At 45.7% G+C, this 18,152-nt stretch carries 17 protein-coding genes; 11 read left to right on the forward strand and 6 right to left on the reverse strand.

The window, feature by feature from the left end; genetic code table 11:
• Nucleotides 1–16: 16 nt before the first annotated feature.
• Nucleotides 17–1,276 carry an amino acid permease gene (locus P5G61_RS19185; protein ID WP_301247976.1) on the reverse strand — a complete coding sequence of 420 codons (1,260 nt, stop codon included), beginning with the start codon at nt 1,274–1,276 and terminating at the stop codon, nt 17–19.
• Between the two features lie 174 nt (nt 1,277–1,450).
• Here P5G61_RS19185 and P5G61_RS19190 point away from each other — a divergent pair, with 174 nt between their 5' ends.
• From P5G61_RS19190 to P5G61_RS19200, 3 genes are all read left to right on the forward strand, one after another.
• Nucleotides 1,451–1,954: a ferritin gene (locus P5G61_RS19190; protein ID WP_024631888.1), complete on the forward strand. Its 504-nt coding sequence runs from the start codon at nt 1,451–1,453 to the stop codon at nt 1,952–1,954.
• A 398-nt stretch (nt 1,955–2,352) separates the two neighbouring features.
• A complete protein-coding gene (locus P5G61_RS19195; protein WP_301247978.1) occupies nt 2,353–3,093 on the forward strand; it encodes a polysaccharide deacetylase family protein in 741 nt (246 codons plus the stop codon).
• A gap of 60 nt (nt 3,094–3,153) precedes the next feature.
• A complete protein-coding gene (locus tag P5G61_RS19200) occupies nt 3,154–4,068 on the forward strand; it encodes a hypothetical protein (RefSeq protein ID WP_301247980.1) in 915 nt (304 codons plus the stop codon).
• Nucleotides 4,069–4,210: 142 nt separating this feature from the next.
• On the opposite strand, the gene P5G61_RS19205 is transcribed toward P5G61_RS19200, so the two are convergent.
• The 3 genes from P5G61_RS19205 to desA form a co-directional block, all read right to left on the reverse strand.
• Nucleotides 4,211–4,810, reverse strand: a complete 600-nt coding sequence (locus P5G61_RS19205; RefSeq protein WP_024631891.1) for a response regulator transcription factor — start codon at nt 4,808–4,810, stop codon at nt 4,211–4,213.
• Nucleotides 4,807–5,955 carry a sensor histidine kinase gene (locus P5G61_RS19210; RefSeq protein WP_301248137.1) on the reverse strand — a complete coding sequence of 383 codons (1,149 nt, stop codon included), beginning with the start codon at nt 5,953–5,955 and terminating at the stop codon, nt 4,807–4,809. Before P5G61_RS19210 ends, P5G61_RS19205 begins: the two co-directional genes overlap by 4 nt.
• Before the next feature lie 92 nt (nt 5,956–6,047).
• Nucleotides 6,048–7,106, reverse strand: coding sequence for a Delta(5) desaturase DesA (gene desA, locus P5G61_RS19215; protein ID WP_301247981.1), 1,059 nt, complete (start codon nt 7,104–7,106; stop codon nt 6,048–6,050).
• A gap of 376 nt (nt 7,107–7,482) precedes the next feature.
• On the opposite strand from desA, the gene P5G61_RS19220 reads away from it, so the two are divergent.
• Both P5G61_RS19220 and P5G61_RS19225 read left to right on the forward strand, forming a co-directional pair.
• Nucleotides 7,483–8,322 carry a YitT family protein gene (locus tag P5G61_RS19220; RefSeq protein ID WP_301247982.1) on the forward strand — a complete coding sequence of 280 codons (840 nt, stop codon included), beginning with the start codon at nt 7,483–7,485 and terminating at the stop codon, nt 8,320–8,322.
• A gap of 347 nt (nt 8,323–8,669) precedes the next feature.
• Nucleotides 8,670–10,832, forward strand: a complete 2,163-nt coding sequence (locus tag P5G61_RS19225) for a cytoplasmic protein (protein WP_301247983.1) — start codon at nt 8,670–8,672, stop codon at nt 10,830–10,832.
• Nucleotides 10,833–11,014: 182 nt separating this feature from the next.
• Here P5G61_RS19225 and P5G61_RS19230 read toward each other — a convergent pair whose 3' ends face one another.
• A complete protein-coding gene (locus P5G61_RS19230; protein ID WP_301247984.1) occupies nt 11,015–11,599 on the reverse strand; it encodes a P-loop nucleotide/nucleoside kinase family protein in 585 nt (194 codons plus the stop codon).
• A 305-nt stretch (nt 11,600–11,904) separates the two neighbouring features.
• Here P5G61_RS19230 and P5G61_RS19235 point away from each other — a divergent pair, with 305 nt between their 5' ends.
• The 3 genes from P5G61_RS19235 to P5G61_RS19245 are packed head-to-tail and all read left to right on the forward strand — an operon-like array spanning nt 11,905 to nt 13,227.
• Nucleotides 11,905–12,240, forward strand: coding sequence for a PadR family transcriptional regulator (locus tag P5G61_RS19235; protein WP_301247986.1), 336 nt, complete (start codon nt 11,905–11,907; stop codon nt 12,238–12,240).
• A complete protein-coding gene (locus P5G61_RS19240) occupies nt 12,237–12,560 on the forward strand; it encodes a permease prefix domain 1-containing protein (RefSeq protein ID WP_301247987.1) in 324 nt (107 codons plus the stop codon). Before P5G61_RS19235 ends, P5G61_RS19240 begins: the two co-directional genes overlap by 4 nt.
• A complete protein-coding gene (locus P5G61_RS19245) occupies nt 12,520–13,227 on the forward strand; it encodes an FtsW/RodA/SpoVE family cell cycle protein (RefSeq protein WP_301248139.1) in 708 nt (235 codons plus the stop codon). The genes P5G61_RS19240 and P5G61_RS19245 overlap by 41 nt, the downstream gene beginning before the upstream one ends.
• A 61-nt stretch (nt 13,228–13,288) precedes the next feature.
• Here the strand turns inward: P5G61_RS19245 and P5G61_RS19250 are convergent, their stop codons facing one another.
• Nucleotides 13,289–15,061: an ABC transporter substrate-binding protein gene (locus P5G61_RS19250; protein WP_301247989.1), complete on the reverse strand. Its 1,773-nt coding sequence runs from the start codon at nt 15,059–15,061 to the stop codon at nt 13,289–13,291.
• Nucleotides 15,062–15,195: 134 nt separating this feature from the next.
• Between P5G61_RS19250 and P5G61_RS19255 the strand changes: the two genes are divergently transcribed.
• The 3 genes from P5G61_RS19255 (at nt 15,196) to yidC (ending at nt 18,066) form a co-directional block, all read left to right on the forward strand.
• Complete coding sequence (locus tag P5G61_RS19255) at nt 15,196–16,812, forward strand: DUF4153 domain-containing protein (protein ID WP_301247990.1); 1,617 nt, start codon at nt 15,196–15,198, stop codon at nt 16,810–16,812.
• Nucleotides 16,813–16,906: 94 nt separating this feature from the next.
• Nucleotides 16,907–17,257, forward strand: a complete 351-nt coding sequence (locus P5G61_RS19260; protein ID WP_301247992.1) for a hypothetical protein — start codon at nt 16,907–16,909, stop codon at nt 17,255–17,257.
• Nucleotides 17,194–18,066, forward strand: a complete 873-nt coding sequence (gene yidC, locus P5G61_RS19265) for a membrane protein insertase YidC (RefSeq protein ID WP_301247994.1) — start codon at nt 17,194–17,196, stop codon at nt 18,064–18,066. Before P5G61_RS19260 ends, yidC begins: the two co-directional genes overlap by 64 nt.
• The last annotated feature ends 86 nt before the right edge of the window (nt 18,067–18,152 follow it).

Below are 18,152 nucleotides of genomic sequence, written 5' to 3' on the forward strand. Positions count from 1 at the left end.
GCGGCAGAGCTTTTTTTTATATGCCGTTATGTCGTTTGCGGTTGAGTAGTCCGAAGAGAACGACGATCACCACAGGATAGAGAACGGCCCACCCGGCAAAAGGGAACACGATAGCTGTGGCCACAAAGGAAATCCAGCTGATGGTTACCCCAGTACGACTGCCCTTGAGTAAGCGGATCCCGGCTGCGCATCCGCCAAGATAGGTGAGAATGAACGTTGCATTGGGCAGCTGAATGAGCGTGGTTAGCGACACCAGACCAGATCCATAGATACCCAATACAAGAGTGAAGCAGATGGCGAGGAAGCCGATTGCAGCAATTGGAGTATGGTAACGACTGGATAAACGGGACATCCATTGCGGAGCAGACCCTTGTCTAGCCAGGGCATAAGCGACACGTGAAGCGGCACCAGCGTATGCAATGACCGTAGCGGTGCAAATAAATATGCCAGTCAGCCCGGCAATTAATCCGCCCCAGGAACCGAGAGCCTGACTAATAATCCATACAAGGGAGACATCTGCCCCGCCATGAAGATAGCTTTGCGTTCCGACTGTCGCCAGTGCAGTCAGGAAATAGAGCACACCTACAATGATAGCTGCAATCGTTACGCCTTTAATAGCTGCCTTGCGTGGATCAGTGAATTCTTCAGACAGGTGAGATACAGCCTCCCAACCAATAAAACACCAGAACAGAATGGCGCCAGCCTGACCGACGCTTACCCAACCGTTCGGCATGAATGGTGTGTAATGTATGGATTCCATATTTGGAATAGCGAACACAAACGCCATGACGAGCACGATAATAATCGCCAGCACCACGCCGATCTGTACCTTTCCGGCGACCTGCATGCCCACGATGTTAATGATCAGTCCAGCCGCGAGCATGGCAGCTGCGATCGCTGTTCGATATCCGTCACCAAGTCCAAGTGCTGCTGTCATATAACCTGCACCTGTAAGGGCAGCTACGGGAGCACCAATGGGAACGGACATCAGAAAGAACCAGCCAACTAAGGCTCCTGCCCGTTGTCCGAAAGCGAGAGTAACGAAATGGGACACGCCTCCTGCGTTGGGGTAGCGTGCCGAGAGTAGTCCCATGGATAGGGCAAGCGGGAGAATCAGCAGAACCATGCCTCCCCAGGCGAGGAGTGAAGCCGGGCCTGCCAGTTCGGCGGCAAGCCCGGGTACAATGAGGACACCTGAACCAAGAACTGCACTTATATAAAGCGCAACAGCTTGCGGCATGCCTATGGTTTTTTTGAGCTGCGTAGATGTGTTCATGAAATAAAAAGGCCTGCCTTCCAGAATAAAATGATTTTAGAGCGAGAACTATGTAATTATATAGGAAGAGATGTAATCAGTCATTGGCGAATTTTGTTGAAAAATCAATGTAAGTCCAATTGTCGTTATGGTAGAATAAGACCATCCCTAGAGAAAGAATGAGGTGTATTCCTGATGAGTAAAGAGTTGACAGAATCTCTAAATGAACAGATGAACTTCGAGTTTTATTCAGCGCATGTATATCTTGCTATGGCTGCCTACTGTTCGAGCAAAAGCCTGGATGGATTTGCGAATTTCTTCATCGTGCAGGCGGAGGAAGAGCGGTTCCACGGGATGAAAATATACAAATTTCTGAATGATCGCGGCCAGCGTGCAACCCTCGCTGCATTGCCTGAACCAAAAAATGAGTATTCCTCAATGCTGGATGTGTTTGAACACGGATATGCACATGAGCAGCAAAATACGAAGAAATTCTACAATCTGGCTGATATTGCCCTGAATGAGCGTGAACATGCCACAATGTATTTCCTGAAATGGTTCATTGATGAGCAAGTCGAAGAAGAAGCTCTGTTTGACAATATCATTCAGAAGTTACGCCGCATCGAAAAAGACAGCAATGCTTTCTACATGCTGGACGCCGAATTTGGTAAACGTTCGTTTACTGCTCCTGCAGAGTAATCATGGAGGTTAGCCATTGTAATCTGGATTAATTTGAACGACAAGAAATCGATCTACATATGAAAGGTCTGCTCTCGGGCAGGCTTTTTTGTTATATCATTTTAAGATTCCCTCGCTTGTTTCATATAAATTCCAGTACTAAATCTATCAGAAGCCACAATCTGGGTTAATAGAATATATGTCAACATTGATCTATCCCGTCGGATGTTCTTTTTCGAGCAAATCTATCAAATTCGTTTTATTTTTTTGGTTAATCTGACAAAAGTGTAACTCGAACGTAGCATTTGAAACGAGAATGGGACGCACTCTTTTTGATAGTATTAGGATTATCGCCAAGGGCTGCATTGAGAGAAACATCGACACCCGGGGAAATACAAGACATAAGGGAGACTTTTATTATGCTACATATTCGCAAAACGTTCATCACCGCACTTGCTATTCTATTTATCATTCCATTGTTACTGCCGCAATCGGCTTCAGCTACATCATCCGCATCCCAAAATGCTGGAAATAAAGCGAGCTCCAAGATCATATATCTAACTTTCGATGATGGGCCAACCGCCCACACGGGACAATTGCTGGATATACTGGATCAGTACAATGCCAAAGCGACCTTTTTCATGCTCGGACCTCAGATGGAGAAATTTCAGAAGGCCACCAAGCGTATCGTTGCAGACGGACATGGACTGGGCTTGCACGGTGTAACGCATGTTCCTAGCAAATTTTATAAATCCGCATATAGTGGTTTGAAAGAAATGCAGCAGGCAAATGAAAGTCTGAACAAAGTGGCAGGTGTCAAAACAAGTCTCGTTCGCACTCCGTACGGCAGCAAACCGTATCTCAAACCTGCATACCGCAATGTTCTATTAGGTCAGGGTGGATTCCATCTGTGGGATTGGAATGTTGATTCCGAAGATTGGAAATACAAGAAGGATCATCAGAAAGTGTACAACAGCGTGATGAAGCAGATCCATAATGTGCATAAAAGCGGAACCACCCCTGTGGTATTGATGCACGATCAGGAAGCGACATTAAAAGTACTTCCGCAAGTGTTAAAAACACTGAAAGCAGAAGGATACCATTTTGAAGTGCTGACGAAGAAAGTGCAGCCCGTGAATTTCTGGAATGACAAACGTTAATATACTGGCTGGACAACAATGTAAGTTAATCTCAATAACGGCTTCAAGGAGGACAACAACATGAGTAAACCTAAATTATGGATGACGATTCCTGTGACAACAGCTGTGCTGCTTGCTCTTGCAGGGTGTGGTGGTCAGGATACCAAAACATCAACAGCGGATAACACATCCCCTGCGGTTGGCGAACAGACTCAGTCAGGAAGTGGAGGAGCGGATTTCTCCGGTGGAACGAATGATAGCGGAACAGATACAACAGGAACAACGGGCACGGAAGGTTCGGCAGGCAGCGGGACATCAACATCGAATCCGGAAACGGGCAGTAACGGTCAAGCCCAGCAAAGCTCAAACGACGTCATTCAGGACATCCGCAGTCAGCTGAAGATGAAAAACGCTTCGTTCCCTACTTCATTTTCCTTGGAAAAGGGAAAACATCTGACTGCATCGATTACATCGAATACCTCAGATGCGTTCCATATTAATTTTTATTCTACTGACCAGCCTGTTGCGGTGAATGATGCTTCGTTGACGGCCTCTGGCAGCAAGGTGCCTGTCCTGGCATCCTATGAGGTGAAGACGTATAAGGATCCGAACAGTACGGATATTTTCCCTGATACAGACTTGAATGACGTGCCGAAGGATATGACAGTGGATCTGGGACATGGCATCAAGGGCATGACTGAAGGCGCGGCGGGCAGTCAGTATCTCACTTGGACAGAAGGGAGATGGACGCTTCAGATTCGATCCGTTTCCCAGGATAACATGAACAATCCGGGGATTGCGAAGAGAATGGTGGAATATTTGGAGTCCCATACACTGCCTGTACCAAAGGAAAAAGGATTCGTCAATGTGGAGTACCCAAGCGGTGGTAAAAGCGTCAATGTAACGATCTCCTGGCAAGAAGGCAAGCAGATTCATCAGCTCCAGACCGAGCAGGTGCCTCTGGAAGCTTTGGGTATGGTGGTTTCTGTAAAATAAGTCGTATGTCTTTAAAATGAAGCTTCAAAAGGAAATAGGCTGGCCCGGAGAGAGTTCTCCAGACCAGCCTATTTTGTATTAGCAAGGTACATCGTTCCATCGTCGTACCTTATTTATGTTTCAGTGGGTTAAAGCGGTACTTTCATTTAAACCACCCTTTTTCTTTTGAGCGGGTAATGGCTTCAATGCGGTTACTCGCATTTAACTTATTGAGGATAATAGAGATGTAATTCCGCACCGTGCCGGTTGTAATAAATAGATGTCCAGCAATTTCCTTTGTATTTTTGCCGTCGGCCATCAGGCCGAGAACGGCATTTTCACGTTCGGTCAGCGGATTCTCTTGTACATAAGCCTCATCCACCAGGTCGGGAGCGAAAATACGTCTTCCATTCATGACCTGGCGGATCGCTTCAGCCAGTTCTTCGATAGGGCTATCCTTTAACAGATAACCGCGTACACCGCCTTTCAGAGCGCGTTCGAAATAGCCAGTCCGGGCAAAGGTTGTCAAAATAATGACTTTACAGTTCATACCTTTAAGTTCCTCAGCGGCCTCCAGGCCACTTTTGACGGGCATTTCAATGTCCATCAGACAGATGTCGGGCATATGCTCACGGACAAGAGCAAGGGCTTCCTGTCCGTTGCTTGCACGCCCAACTACCTCCATATCCTCTTCCAGGTTGAGCAGGGAGGACAAGGCCCCCAGCATCATACGCTGGTCTTCGGCGATTACGATCCTGATCATTCTTCAACCTCCTTAATTGGTTTGCGGACTAGCTTGGGAACATGGATGACAATGCTTGTACCTTCCAAGCCTGCTCCGGAGCGAATATCCAGACATCCGTTAACAAATTCAAGTCGTTCTTTCATACCCAAGATTCCAGTACCGCGCCGTTCTTGTTTGCGGGCACGTTCGATTCCGACGCCGTTATCCTGAACCGTCAGCACATTATCGGACGGTGTTTCCTTAATACGGATGGTACATACAGCTGCCTGACTGTGTTTGACAACATTCGTGACAGCTTCTTTCAGACACATGCCGAGCACATTTTCATTCAGCTGGGACGTATCCTGCAATTTCGGATTGCCTTCCAGTACATATTCAATCGAGGCCGCCTTCAAAATCTGTTCGGCACGGAATAGCTCATCTACTAATTGTGTACCACGCATGGTGGTTACCATCTCTCGAACTTCCTTCAGGGCCGTGCTCGCTGTTTGTCTCAGGTCATTCAATTCAATCTCGGCCTGATCGGGATTGTTGCGAAGCAGACGCCTCGCCAAATCGGTTTTTAGACCGATAAGGGAGAGCTTCTGTCCAAGTGTATCGTGCAGATCTCGTGCGATGCGTTGCCGTTCTTCCATTTTCACCAGATCATCCAGCCGTTTGTTGGCATTCTCCAGTTGGCCTTCCAGCTGTTCCCGTTTGTTTTTGTTATACGTGCTGATCGGGAGCAGGATGGATGCCATAAGACTGATGAATACAAACGGAAACTGACTAAGCAGCAGGGTACTCTGCTTGATGAAACTATAGTTAATGGTTAGAAAACTGGCTGCCAAATTCACCGAATAGAGGGTAAAGAAACCGGCTTTATTTTTAATATTCCCAATAAAAAAAGCAAGAAACAACGAGAAGTAGGCATAATCATAGGCGATGGTCATCGTAATCGATATGGCGATCAGCAGTCCGATCCACATATACACCTGCCAGCCCTTTGTGATGAAGGCAAGCAAATAACAGACAAAGAAGAACAGAATGATGAAAATTCCCGCCACCATGGGCCACAATTTGGAATATTGCGAAATATAATAGAAGGGCAGGATGAAAAAGACGAGCCATACATATGGATTTAAACCTGTATTTTTATAAAAGAGCTGCATCCACTTTTGAATGAAAATTCTCCTCCTCGGACTGCATTGTACTCAAACTTAGCCTGACTGTAGCATGACTTCAGCCTGAATACAAGAAAACGAATCCGACAGAGTTAAGGCTTCTCTGTCAGACCCGCTTGGTTGTTTACTCGGATAGGCGGTTGAACGTAAGGCTTGCGGGATAAGGTTTTGATCTGACCAAAGCTGATAAATTGCTTGGATTCTTCGTCCCACAGACGGAAGCGAAGGGCAGCCAGACTGGAACGCAGCGTAATCGTTGTAGCATTCTGCAATGGCGGTGTTGCGTTATGTGCTTCTTCCAAATAATAGTTGGGTACACGTGGGCTCAAGTGATGCACATGGTGGAACCCGATATTGCCGCTAATCCACTGCAACAATTTTGGCAGTTTATAATATGAACTACCTTCTACCGCAGCTTTTACATAACTCCACTCATCTTCATGTTCAAAATACGTATCTTCAAATTGATGCTGTACATAGAACAGCCAGATGCCGAAGAAGCCGGAGAAGAAAAATACGGGTGCTTGCACCAGTACAAAAGCCTGCCAGCCGATTAACCAGCACATAAAGGCATAAAGGGCTACAATCAACACTGTAGTCAGGTGAGTATTCATACGTTCTTTACGTCTTGCACCTTTACGGTTAAAGCGGTAGGCGAACAAAAACACATAAATGGGTCCAATACCAAACATGACAAACGGATTACGATAAATACGGTAGAAGAGACGACCCCAAGGGGAAGCGGCTTTGTATTCATCAACGGTCATGACCCAGATATCACCTACACCACGTTTATCGAGATTGCTGCTCGTTGCGTGATGAATGGAATGTTCGTTTTTCCATTGCAGGTAGGGCGTCAGGGTTAATACCCCTGTAATGGTGCCGAGAATGTCGTTGGCACGTTTGCTTTTGAAAAATGAACCATGACAGCAGTCATGGAAGATGATAAACGTTCTAAGGACAAATCCCGAGGCTACGAGGGCAATCGGAAATGTAAGCCAATAGGACACGGACAGGCTATAGTACGCTGCGGCCCATAATAATAATAGTGGCAGTATGGAATTCACTAATTGTTGGATACTCAGGCGAAGATTATTTTTCTCATAAGGGGTTACTTCTTTTTTAAGCGCCATCTCTTTGGTTCTGCTCATAGACGTACGTCCTCCTTCATTGGTCAATAACTGTCATCAGTTATAACCTAACGCTTCCTGGGAAGAGGTCTCCGTGTGAGGCGTTTTTATCATTGTATAAGATTGCGTCCAGTGCAGTAAGTCATAAACGTCAGCCCTTTGTAATGATGAATATCAATGATGACCCATGACAAATGTCATGGGTGGACGAAGCGAATCCGCTTTGTAGAGCCTGAAAAAGCAGTCTTTTCAGATTCCTTTGTACAATTCGCGCAACAATTTGTATTATGTATACAAATTTTGTTCCTGGCATGGTAGAATCTATCATTGAGTGGTTATGACAACTTATGAAATTGGTTGATAGGTTGATTTTCTGAAGGATTGGATGGAGTGCATGATGAAGAAAAGAATAACGGATATTCTATTTATTATGGCGGGTGCATTTCTGTTTGCACTTGCAGTAAACCTGTTCGTCATCCCGAATGATTTGGCTGAAGGTGGCGTTACCGGGATTACCATTATTTTGTATTATCTCTTTGAATGGTCTCCTGGACTGATGAACTTGCTTCTGAACGGTATTTTGCTGCTTGTAGGTTACAAGTTTCTGGACAGAACGACAACGGTGTATACCATTATTGCGGTGGTATTCAACTCGCTGTTCCTGCACTTGACCGAGAGCTGGACGATCGCATCAGACGAGCTCTGGATCAATACTATTTTTGGTGGATTATTTGCCGGTCTGGGTATCGGCATGATTGTTAGAGTGGGAGGCACAACGGCGGGGACAGTTATTCTGGCCCGACTTGCCAACAAATATCTGGATTGGAACATCAGTTATGGACTGTTATTCTTCGATCTGATCGTAGCGTTCTCTTCATTCTTCATTATAGGGCCGCAAGGGTTGATGTGTACGATTGTGATGCTGTTCGTTGGGACCAAAACGATGGAGTTCATTATTGAAGGGCTCAATCCGAAAAAAGCAGTTACGATTATATCTGCCAAACAGGATGCCATTGCTCAGCAGGTCATTGAGAAGATGGATCGGGGAGTCACCGTCCTGTCTGGTCATGGCTATTATACGAAGAACCCGAAAGAGATCTTATATATTGTCATTAGCAAACAAGAAGTTCCGATGCTGAAGAAGATTGTGCGAGCGGAGGACGAAATTGCGTTCATAACGATTCATGATGTGCGTGACGTATTTGGTGAAGGATTCATTGAATTGTCCAAATCGTAATGAATGAAGCGTGTATATAAAGAAGTAAGGGAGCTGCGGTGTTTATCACTGCGGCTTTTTTTGTTGTACATTTTGTAAATTCTTATACGCCCAAGGAGCAAAGACAAAAAGCTGCACACTTGTGGAACCGATGATATATTGAATTCACTTCGTTAATAAGAACGTGGTATAATATGCATTAATCAGGCTATGGTATCCCTTCCTTCTGAACTCTTAATAGTACTAGGGGTACCGCTTCCCTGATTTTTTTAGTTTTTGGACCGCTTTATACATATGAAGAATCGTCACGAGGTAGGCCAAGTATACCAATGCTGAATATATTATCGTCATGTGGGAGAGTACAAGTAATGGACTTATTCTCAATCTATTTCAGCAGGAATTTGAAAGTGATCATCGCAGAGCGCAAGGGCAAGCTGCCTGTGCGTATATTGGCGACTGCACTTAAAAATTTGGAATCGCTGGGATATACGTTTTCGACGAAATTGATAGATGTGCTGCGCACCTGGGAACGCAGCGGATTCGTTTCCTGGTTTGAGCGACTGATGGGTGAGCTTCAACAGATGAAAGAAATCGATTTACAGGAAACCATCATGTATCCCAGATTTCCCAAGCAAAAAATGAATATTCAGGAGAGTCAGCTTTATCTGAATGTTTTGATGCACTCATGGAGACAGCAGTTTCCTGAACATGAAAATGAACAGGAGCAGCGCATATTATGGCTGGACAAGCTGCGCCTGCGTGTAATTCAGCTTGGCAGTGAAGCGGATTTTTACCAAGTGGGAATAAACCTGCTTGCAACGAAAGCTGTGTTAAAGCCAGTTGCAAGAGATCAGTTGATCTGGTTTGCAACAGAGTATGAGGGCTGGTCCGCATATGAGCCAGAGCCAGGGCAGATACCTGTGAGGGAAAATGCCGCCGTTTATTGTGCGGCTTTATTAAAGGTGGGGCGTGCTTCGTTGGAGCAATTCCAGCGGCATTTGCAGACAGCAACAGATATATTGTGCTTGGCTGTGGCCTGTTCCGATGGAGATGTCACTTTGAAGGAGAATACCCGCTTCCGTTCATTTAAGCGATCTGAACGTCGGGTAATACTCGCTTTACTGGAGGCCTCTTCGGACCCGTTGGAAGATTTGTTTCGATATAAAGGGCGCTGGCTGAGATTGGCAGAGCGATTGCATCCGGGGGAGTATCAGCACCGTTATCCAAGGGCAGTAGCGGCACTGAACCAGCTGCGACGCGGTGAACGACCGCTTACCTTTCATGGCAGGGTGGAACGGGCATTTGAACAGAAGGATAACCAGCTTATTCTGGAGACGCTCACAGAGCGTCCAATAGAGCTGGTCGGTCAGTTGGACCGAATGATTCGTTCCGGTGTTCCGGTACAGCATGTGATCGGCAAATTGGAAGTTGTGGAAGAAATGGTCTCGACTCGGGCGCTGCTTCGGCTGTTGGCCCACTTCAGTACAAGGAATGAGTTCCAGGCCAGGAGGAGCTTTTTCCCAAAAGGCAACACGGCAAATTTGTATGTCTCCACAAAACCGTTGCAGCCCATATCACTGGAGGATATTCATACGGTAATTTCGGCGGTAGAGCATATACTGTTGAAACGATTTGCCGGGCTTCCCCCACTTGGTAATGTCTATATTGATGAGAGACTTCAAGACTTTACGGTTCCATGGAGGAAACGCCGGGCAAGCGAATCCATTCGAGCTCTATCGTGTGCATCATGGCTATCGTTGCCCACAGGAGATACGGTTCGCTTTTTCGTGTGGTGGAAAGAAGGCATGATGGGGGATAAACCAACCGGTCGTGTAGATGCCGATCTGTCGAGTGTACTTTATGATCCGATGTGGCGTTATATGGACCAGACATCCTGCACCTATCGGCAAGCGGACGAATATCAGGCTGCGCAGAGCGGGAATATGGTGAATGCACCTGATGGAGTGGCAAAGTATACGGATGTGCACTTGCCGTCGGTTTCCAGGTCGGGCGCACGTTATATGGTAATCATGGTTAACGCATTCACGGCAGATGCCTTCAAGGACCTGCCGGAGTGTTATGCTGGCTGGATAATGCGTCAGGCGCCACAGTCGGATGAGATGTTTGAACCTTCAACGGTACAGGAGCGAATGGAACTGACGACAGAGTCCCGTATTTGTATTCCAGCCGTTATTGATATACATGAGCGCCGCATTTTGTGGTGTGATCTTGGCCTAAAGAGACATCCTAAATCGCAACATCCTGAGGAGAACAACAAGGCCGATTTGGCTTGGATAGCGCGGGCAATGACGGAGTTGAAAAGACCGGATTTATATACTTTATTCATGCTTCACGCTAAAGCGAGGGGAACGTTGGTGGAGACACTAGGGATGGCCAATCTCGTATTTACAGCAGAGCTGGAATCCAATCGAGTGGCTGAAGTGGCCGAGTATCTGACAGAAGGGCCGCCCGTGGATCGCACCGTGATTACACCTCTGGAGCAGGATTATATTACGAAGCATTTTTTGTAACTAGGATGTAACAAGGATGGAGACTGGATGTAACGTTTGGTCATAGCTCATTGTAAAGGGGGATTTGTCACGTTGGACCTGTGCGGGTCATCATGACATATCCCCCTTTTAAGTGCGTATTAATGAGCGTATAAGCAAACATGAGAGTGTACTGAACGGATGGGTTCAGGGTCATTCCATGTTTATTCGTATATTCGTTGTTCGACTTCAGCAAACGCGATATCTGGGCTCTCATTGGAATTATCGATATAAGCCACGGCTGAGGCGGGCAGCGGCCAAGCGACTTGTTTTCGGGCAAGTGAGGCTGTGAAGGCATCCCAGTTTTCCAGCTTCCACTCATCCAGCGGAGATTGTCTGTCTGTAATCCGCTCACGATACAACGCTTCATTTGCTAGATAAATATAGACTACACGTACATCCGTATCGTCGAGGGAACGTCCGATCCGTGCGAGTTCCTGCTCGATCCAGTCAGGAGTTCCGATTTCTTTGGTAAAGGGTCCGACAACAACCGTATCGATACCCAATTGCACGTTGTCCAGTGCAGCATCCATCGTAATACGGTATCCCAGGTCACGGCATAACCGTTTGTATTCCGGTGAATCGCGATCGGATGGATCGAGTCCCTGTAGGGTCATTATTGCTTCGGCAGCAGGACGCAGCAGGATATCCATATCAAAAAAAGCAGCTTTATGTTTACGGGAGAGGGCTTTGGCAAGGGTTGTTTTGCCGCTCCCGGCCCCGCCGAGAAAGAATATCAATTTGCTCATGGTTTGGATGGCCTCCTCAGAATGGTTAGAACGAATATGTATTATGAAAACAAAGAATAGAGAGATTCAGTATAGTATCTCAGATGTGAAATGACTTGTTTATTTTATCATAAACGTGTCCAATTCATAGCTGGACAGAAAAGGAAGAATCAGGTAATATAATACCTAGTTTTACTATGCATAGATTTCCGATGTATGTAGCCAAGTGATTTTATTAGGCTCACGTTGTTGAATTTTTAAGAAGTGGTACAAGTGGTTGTTGTTATTATTGAACGTGGAAGCATGAACAAAAGGGAGTGACAGCTTTGCAGGTGAACAAACAAATGATTAAAGGCAGTACGGAGACATTGATTCTTACGCTACTGAAGGAACAGCCGCTTTACGGTTATGAATTGATCAAGGAACTCCATCGTCAATCCGAGGGTGTGTTTAATTTGAAGGAAGGTACGTTATATCCCATTCTGCACGCGATGGAGCTTGAGGGATGGGTGGAGTCCTACTGGTTGGAGGTTGAAGGTAGGAAACGTAAATATTATTCCATCTGTGACAAGGGTGTGGAGGCGTTACAGCATAAAAAAGCCGAGTGGCATTTATTCCGCGGAGCTGTAGATCGGGTGCTTGGAGAAGGAGGCTTAACATGACGGATCGACATGAGAAGATTAAACAATATCTTGATCAACTATGTAGTCAGGTTAAGGCACGTGAAGTACATACTAATCTGCGTGATGAGCTCGGCAACCACTTGGAAGAAATGATGTTGGACAAGGAGCAAGAGGGACTTAGCCAGGAAGAGGCAGCTGCATACGCCATTGAGCAGATGGGGGATCCCGCAGTCGTGGGCAAAAGTATGCATAGATTGCATCGTCATCGCATGCATTGGGGGCTGTTAGTTGGACTAATTCATAATGAAGTACATTGCGATGGTAACGCTCCCCGCAGTACTATTGTTTCAAACATTTGACTGGGTTCGCTTGTTTCTGTTTGGCATAATGTCCATTATTTTATTTGGCTGGATCACGCGAAAATGGCTTTATACCGTCGTAGGTGCTGTTATAACAGGAAGTATTTTTGTAATGTTATTGTTTTTTGCAGATCAAAACGGACGCCTGAAGAGGCTTTCTGTCGTTTTGAATCTTCAGGATGACCCTTACGGGAGTGGCTATAGCAACAATTCCAATTTTGAAGTTATTCGATCATCCGGCTGGTGGGGTAATGGGGTTAATACAACGTTCGACATGTTTAAAACGAGTTATTATAATTACCCAGGTGTGCTGCTCATTGATGTGTTTGGCTGGTCAGCCGGGATACTGTTATTGGTGGGTATCATCTGGTTTGTTGCCAGTATGGTGAAGATGCTTCCTCGCATCCGGGATGATTTTGGTCGTATGATTATTGTCAGTATCACCGCCGTGTTTGCATTGCAAATCATCTATTCGTTGGCGATGACTACCGGGAAGGCTCCGATTCTTAGTATTTCTTTTCCTTTTATTGGATACGGAAATCACCTGATGTTTGATTATGCCATGCTCGGTTTACTTCTCGGTATTTATCGTCGGAAGGATACCATTTCGAAGAGAAATGAAGAAATACGGCAGAAAGTGGATGCCGACCCAATGACCAGTTCATAAGCATCCAAAATCATTACCGCATCTTGAAACGAAGGGATTGTTATGCTCGTTTAACGAGCATTCACGGGAACCAGATGTGCCTGAGGTTTACCCATCCCTGACTGTTGAAGGAGAGGCCGCGAACGGAAGGCAGGTAGGCAGTCTCCACAGGTTTTTCAGATAAATGGAATAATAGACTCTGCTGCACCAAAAATCGTTCGATCCGATACAGTTCAGCAGTTCGGTCTGCTGATATTTGTGAAGCTACAACGATTCGCAGCATGTCTTGTACACTCTTATTGGAAGATTCCTCCAGATGCTCGGATAAGGTGAGATAAAGATCGTATCTGCGCAATTCTTCGTCCCGGTCCCGAATCAGGGAGAAGAGAATCAGATCGGATTCCATTCTCAGGTTCCCTTTGAATTCCTCCATCGTGCCTATGCGGACAGTACAAGAAAAGCCACACATTTCCAATGAAGATGCCAAACGTTTAGCATCCATCCGATATTGCGGAATGGTTGCGATGTGAAGGGAGATGGGGGTGGCTAAAGTGGAAGGATGAGACGAGTGAGTCATCTCTTCCGCATGTATCAACTTTCTATCAGCATCTCCTGGATCACTTTCATTCATGTCTTTTCTATACAATTCAGCAATACATGCCTGAACATGTGCTCTTACATCCGGATCGCTTAGCGGTCCGGTTTTTTGCGTATTACAAGTAAGTAATTTGCACACCATCACGCCTGCACTAATCTGAGTCCAGTCCCTACCCGCAGACGAAGATGGATTATGAACAAGGTGAAAGAAGGGAGATTCGATCTCTTGCTTTTCATCCACATGTGCAGGGGCACTCCACGGAATTTGTAGAATGTCTACGCGGTCCAGATGGGCTCGGCCTTGAAAATACATCGGAAAAGCTTCTAGTCTGCACAGGTGATCATCCCAGGCTGTGACCTTGAAAGGCCCCGTTCCTACAGGTATCTGCATGGTATTCGATACGTCTGGGTCATGTTCTCCATCTTTATGTTGCCCGTATGGGGCTTGTGAAGCAACAATCGCTGCACGGCTCGTAGAAAGAAACGGCAAAAACAACTCGTGTGGGGCTCTGAGCTTGAAACATACGGTCAAGGGATCTGCTGCTTCAATCGATAGAATTTGTTTGCTCACATCACGGTATAATGTTCGTCGTTCCGTGGATTGCAGTCGTTCAAATGTATACACCACATCCGAGGCTGTCAGCAAGCGTCCATTGTGAAATGTAATCCCTTTTCGTAAATAAAAGAACCATGTCTTCCGATCTGGACTGATATCCCAGGTATGAGACAGACAAGGAACAATTTCGCCATGTTCATTACGCTGAACCAGCCCATCGAACACATGACTGGTGACAAAAGATTCAGCCAGCAAATTGATATAAAGGGGATCAAGCGCGTGCAGCTGTTGGCGGATCGGTAATCTTAACGTATCAATCCGCTCATTGTGAGTACCAGCTTCCGTATGGTGTCCAGAATAACCAAGCAACCACTGATTCAGGTGATCCTGCATTGTCGTAGAACTGGAGAAAGCACCAACCTGTTCGGCGGCTTGCTGTAACTCGCGGCGATTCATGGCCTGCATCATGTATTCTGCCGCAATTAGATCAGCTGGAACAAGCAGGGTCAACATAGAACGCCGTCCACGACCGCGTTGGGACACCCACCGAATCCATTCATGGGCAACCATTTTTTTGACGATCGTTAACGTGTTACGGTGTGTACAATCGAGCAGTTCCGCGAGGTCAGAGAGCGTTACTTCATGTTCTAAAAGTTGACCAAACCGGCTATGGAGCAGCAAATACTGCTGATGTAATTTCAAAGTTTTGGTCCCTCCTGGAGGTTATATCTGATGCAATATATTAAAATAAGAAGTTTTATCCACTTTAGTTTCTATTTATATTCTTATTTTATCATCTAAAATGAAGCCTAGAAAGTTTAATGGAGGTTTTTCCCATGATTAATAAAATAATGGATTCACCCAACCGCCCTGTAATTACACTACTTTCCTCATTCATGTTGGCTATCATTCATCAGTATTTGTTCTATGGTAAGGAGGTTGGTGTTTCTTATCCCATCTTTGTTATCCTCTTTTATGGCTTTATGGTCTTGTTTACCAGGGACCGCGTGCGGCCATTGACAATGATTGATGCTTTTATGGCTGGAGTGGTGTTGATGCTGGCGCTAACGTTTCTGTTATACGACAATGAACCGCTAAGTATACTTAATTTCCTGGTCGTACCGGGGCTTATAATCTTACATATGACTTATCTTGTCGGCAGAAAACAGAGACAATGGTGGGACATGGGTTTAATCGGTACCGCTATAGATCATTTGCTGCCACAATCCATCCGTCACTGGGGAACCGTCGCAAGTATTGCTGTGAAAACAGGAGGACGTGGATGGGGTAAAACACAAAAAACGGTTGCTTTCAAAGTGTTCATTGGCCTTATAGCATCCGTTCCCATCCTCATCGTGGTCGTAGCACTGCTCTCCTCAGCAGATGGAATTTTTAATGAGTATTTATCCGGTTTTCCGGAGTGGTTGAACCATCTGACACTGACACCAGGATTTCCGAGAGTGATCTGGATTCTCATCGCGGGTGTTTTATTGTTCGGGTACGTATGGGGATTTGTACAGCCGATGCAATATGAAGCAGAGAAGAGAGAGAATGTACATTGGAAAAATGGAACAGCTTTTGTGGCTGCTTCAAAAATCGAAAAGCAAGGAGATCCTTCTATAAACCCGATAATGGAGGGTCAGGTAGTGAATGAAATCTTACCTGAGGCAATTCCAACTCAAGCTCATCGGGAACCATTAAGATTGGACCCCATCATTGTGGGTACGATGCTGTTGGTCATCAACTGTGTGTACATTCTGTTTGTGCTTGTACAATTTTCTTATCTTTTTGGAGCAGGTGAGGGACATCTTCCGTCAGACCTGTCCTATGCGGAGTATGCAAGAAGTGGATTTGCAGAGCTGATCCTGGTAACAGGCATTAATTTTTTCATACTAATCATTGCTCTTCAGTTCACGCGTTCAAGCGGCAAAATAGGCTCTGTTGTGCATCAGGTGTTGCTCTTTGTCCTGGTGGGTTGTTCCGCAATCATGCTGTATTCGGCGTTTATACGCCTCAACCTGTATGAACAGGCCTATGGTTATACCTACATTCGATTTCTCGTACATGCATTTATGATTTTTCTGGCGCTGCTGCTTCTTATCGCCGCTCTCCGAATCCGTTATACGTCCATATCGTTGATCCGCTGGTATATTGTAATGTCCCTTACCGCATATGTGGCAGTCAACTATGTGGGCATGGATCATCGGATTGCAGCGCTTAATATTGAACGGTATCATCAGACAGGCCATATTGACGCATCCTATTTGGCGAGTTTATCTGCTGATGCAGTTCCGCTACTGCGTGAATTTGCCGAGGAGTATCCAGAATTAAAAGATGTTTTGCTGGAGCGTTATGCGTATGTACAGACGGAAAAGGTAAACCATTCATGGCCATCATTTAATCTGGCAAGATATCGGGCCTCAAGAGAATTAACACCGTTAAGAACAGAGTGAATTCATGCAATCATCGTTTCCAACAATGAATTTATGCAAAATCAATATGTAAGTGTTATACTATAAAAACTAACCTATAAAGGGGGTGAATCCCTTGTTTGAACTTCATGAATTGATACCCTATATATTTACAATTGGACTCATTTTCACAGTAAGCTATGCCTATATTGCCCATCTTCACTGTGGTGTGACCGAGTTCTGGATGGAAGGCGGAGCCGGAGGCGGCCTGGAACCTGGCTTGCCAGCCTTGTCCTTGGACGGACAGCACAGACCTGAAGCTTTAAGTCGAATCGTCAGACGGCGAGAATCACCGGATGAAGATGAACCAGATTGCAAATCCTCGTTGAATCCATTTTCTACAAATCAACGAGGAGGATATATATGGAACATAAGACAAGCAAGGGGTTCACTTTTACATCTGGCAAGGGGCGGATCTATGGGCTGATTGCAATTCTATTTGCAGTTATGCTATTGGCTGGATGCAGCAACAACGTCTCAGAGATTAATTCATCAACACCGGGATTCTTTAACCATTATGTTGTATTTCCGTTGTCGTATCTCATTCAGCACATTGCAACGATATTTAATGGAAGTTATGGGGTAGCTATTATAGTGATTACCCTCGTTATCCGTCTTGCGTTGTTGCCATTGATGATGCGGCAAGCCAAATCTCAGCAAGGTACTCGAGTGATTATGAATGCGATGAAGCCGGAGATGGATGCGCTCAAGAAAAAGTATGAGGGCAAAAATGACCCAGCCGATAAGCAGAAGCTTTCACAGGAAACGATGGAGCTGTACAAGAAGCACAAGTTCAATCCGCTGAATATCGGATGCTTGCCAATGCTGATTCAGTTGCCGATTCTGTCAGGTATCTACACAGCTATCCGACTTACACCGGAGTTGTCATCCCACTCATTTCTGTGGTTCAAATTAGGAGCGCCTGACTACGTGCTTGCCGTTGTGGTTGCGGTAATTTACCTGATTCAAGCCAAGGTTTCGCAAGCCAATATGGCGCCTGAACAGCGAAAACAGTTCGCGATCATGGGATATATATCTCCATTAATGATGGCCTTTTTCTCTCTTTCGGCACCGGCAGCGATGCCGCTGTACTGGACGATTGGCGGCTCATTTCTGGTCTTGCAGACGTTATTGTTCCGCAAATTGTACCCGGTTGAACACCTGCAAGAGCCTGTTGCTGTGCAGGTGAAGAACATTAAACCTGTGAAGAAACCTGCCAAACCCGCCAAGTCTTAATGGTCCATTCGTGAGAATGGTATTGTAGGTCGCATGAAATTAACGTATCGGTTAATATAGCTGACATTTCCTTCACCATCATTTCG

Source organism: Paenibacillus vandeheii (genome assembly GCF_030433635.1).
In the GTDB taxonomy this organism is placed as follows: domain Bacteria; phylum Bacillota; class Bacilli; order Paenibacillales; family Paenibacillaceae; genus Paenibacillus; species Paenibacillus vandeheii.

What these genes read in the sequence shown, in the direction of transcription:
- P5G61_RS19230 (WP_301247984.1), bottom strand. Translation starts at nt 11,599, where the DNA reads ATGAGCAAATTGATATTCTTTCTCGGCGGGGCCGGGAGCGGCAAAACA.
- P5G61_RS19225 (WP_301247983.1), top strand. Translation starts at nt 8,670, where the DNA reads ATGGACTTATTCTCAATCTATTTCAGCAGGAATTTGAAAGTGATCATC.
- P5G61_RS19220 (WP_301247982.1), top strand. Translation starts at nt 7,483, where the DNA reads ATGAAGAAAAGAATAACGGATATTCTATTTATTATGGCGGGTGCATTT.
- desA (WP_301247981.1), bottom strand. Translation starts at nt 7,106, where the DNA reads ATGAGCAGAACCAAAGAGATGGCGCTTAAAAAAGAAGTAACCCCTTAT.
- yidC (WP_301247994.1), top strand. Translation starts at nt 17,194, where the DNA reads ATGGAACATAAGACAAGCAAGGGGTTCACTTTTACATCTGGCAAGGGG.
- P5G61_RS19190 (WP_024631888.1), top strand. Translation starts at nt 1,451, where the DNA reads ATGAGTAAAGAGTTGACAGAATCTCTAAATGAACAGATGAACTTCGAG.
- P5G61_RS19200 (WP_301247980.1), top strand. Translation starts at nt 3,154, where the DNA reads ATGAGTAAACCTAAATTATGGATGACGATTCCTGTGACAACAGCTGTG.
- P5G61_RS19195 (WP_301247978.1), top strand. Translation starts at nt 2,353, where the DNA reads ATGCTACATATTCGCAAAACGTTCATCACCGCACTTGCTATTCTATTT.
- P5G61_RS19240 (WP_301247987.1), top strand. Translation starts at nt 12,237, where the DNA reads ATGACGGATCGACATGAGAAGATTAAACAATATCTTGATCAACTATGT.
- P5G61_RS19185 (WP_301247976.1), bottom strand. Translation starts at nt 1,276, where the DNA reads ATGAACACATCTACGCAGCTCAAAAAAACCATAGGCATGCCGCAAGCT.
- P5G61_RS19205 (WP_024631891.1), bottom strand. Translation starts at nt 4,810, where the DNA reads ATGATCAGGATCGTAATCGCCGAAGACCAGCGTATGATGCTGGGGGCC.
- P5G61_RS19255 (WP_301247990.1), top strand. Translation starts at nt 15,196, where the DNA reads ATGATTAATAAAATAATGGATTCACCCAACCGCCCTGTAATTACACTA.
- P5G61_RS19245 (WP_301248139.1), top strand. Translation starts at nt 12,520, where the DNA reads ATGGTAACGCTCCCCGCAGTACTATTGTTTCAAACATTTGACTGGGTT.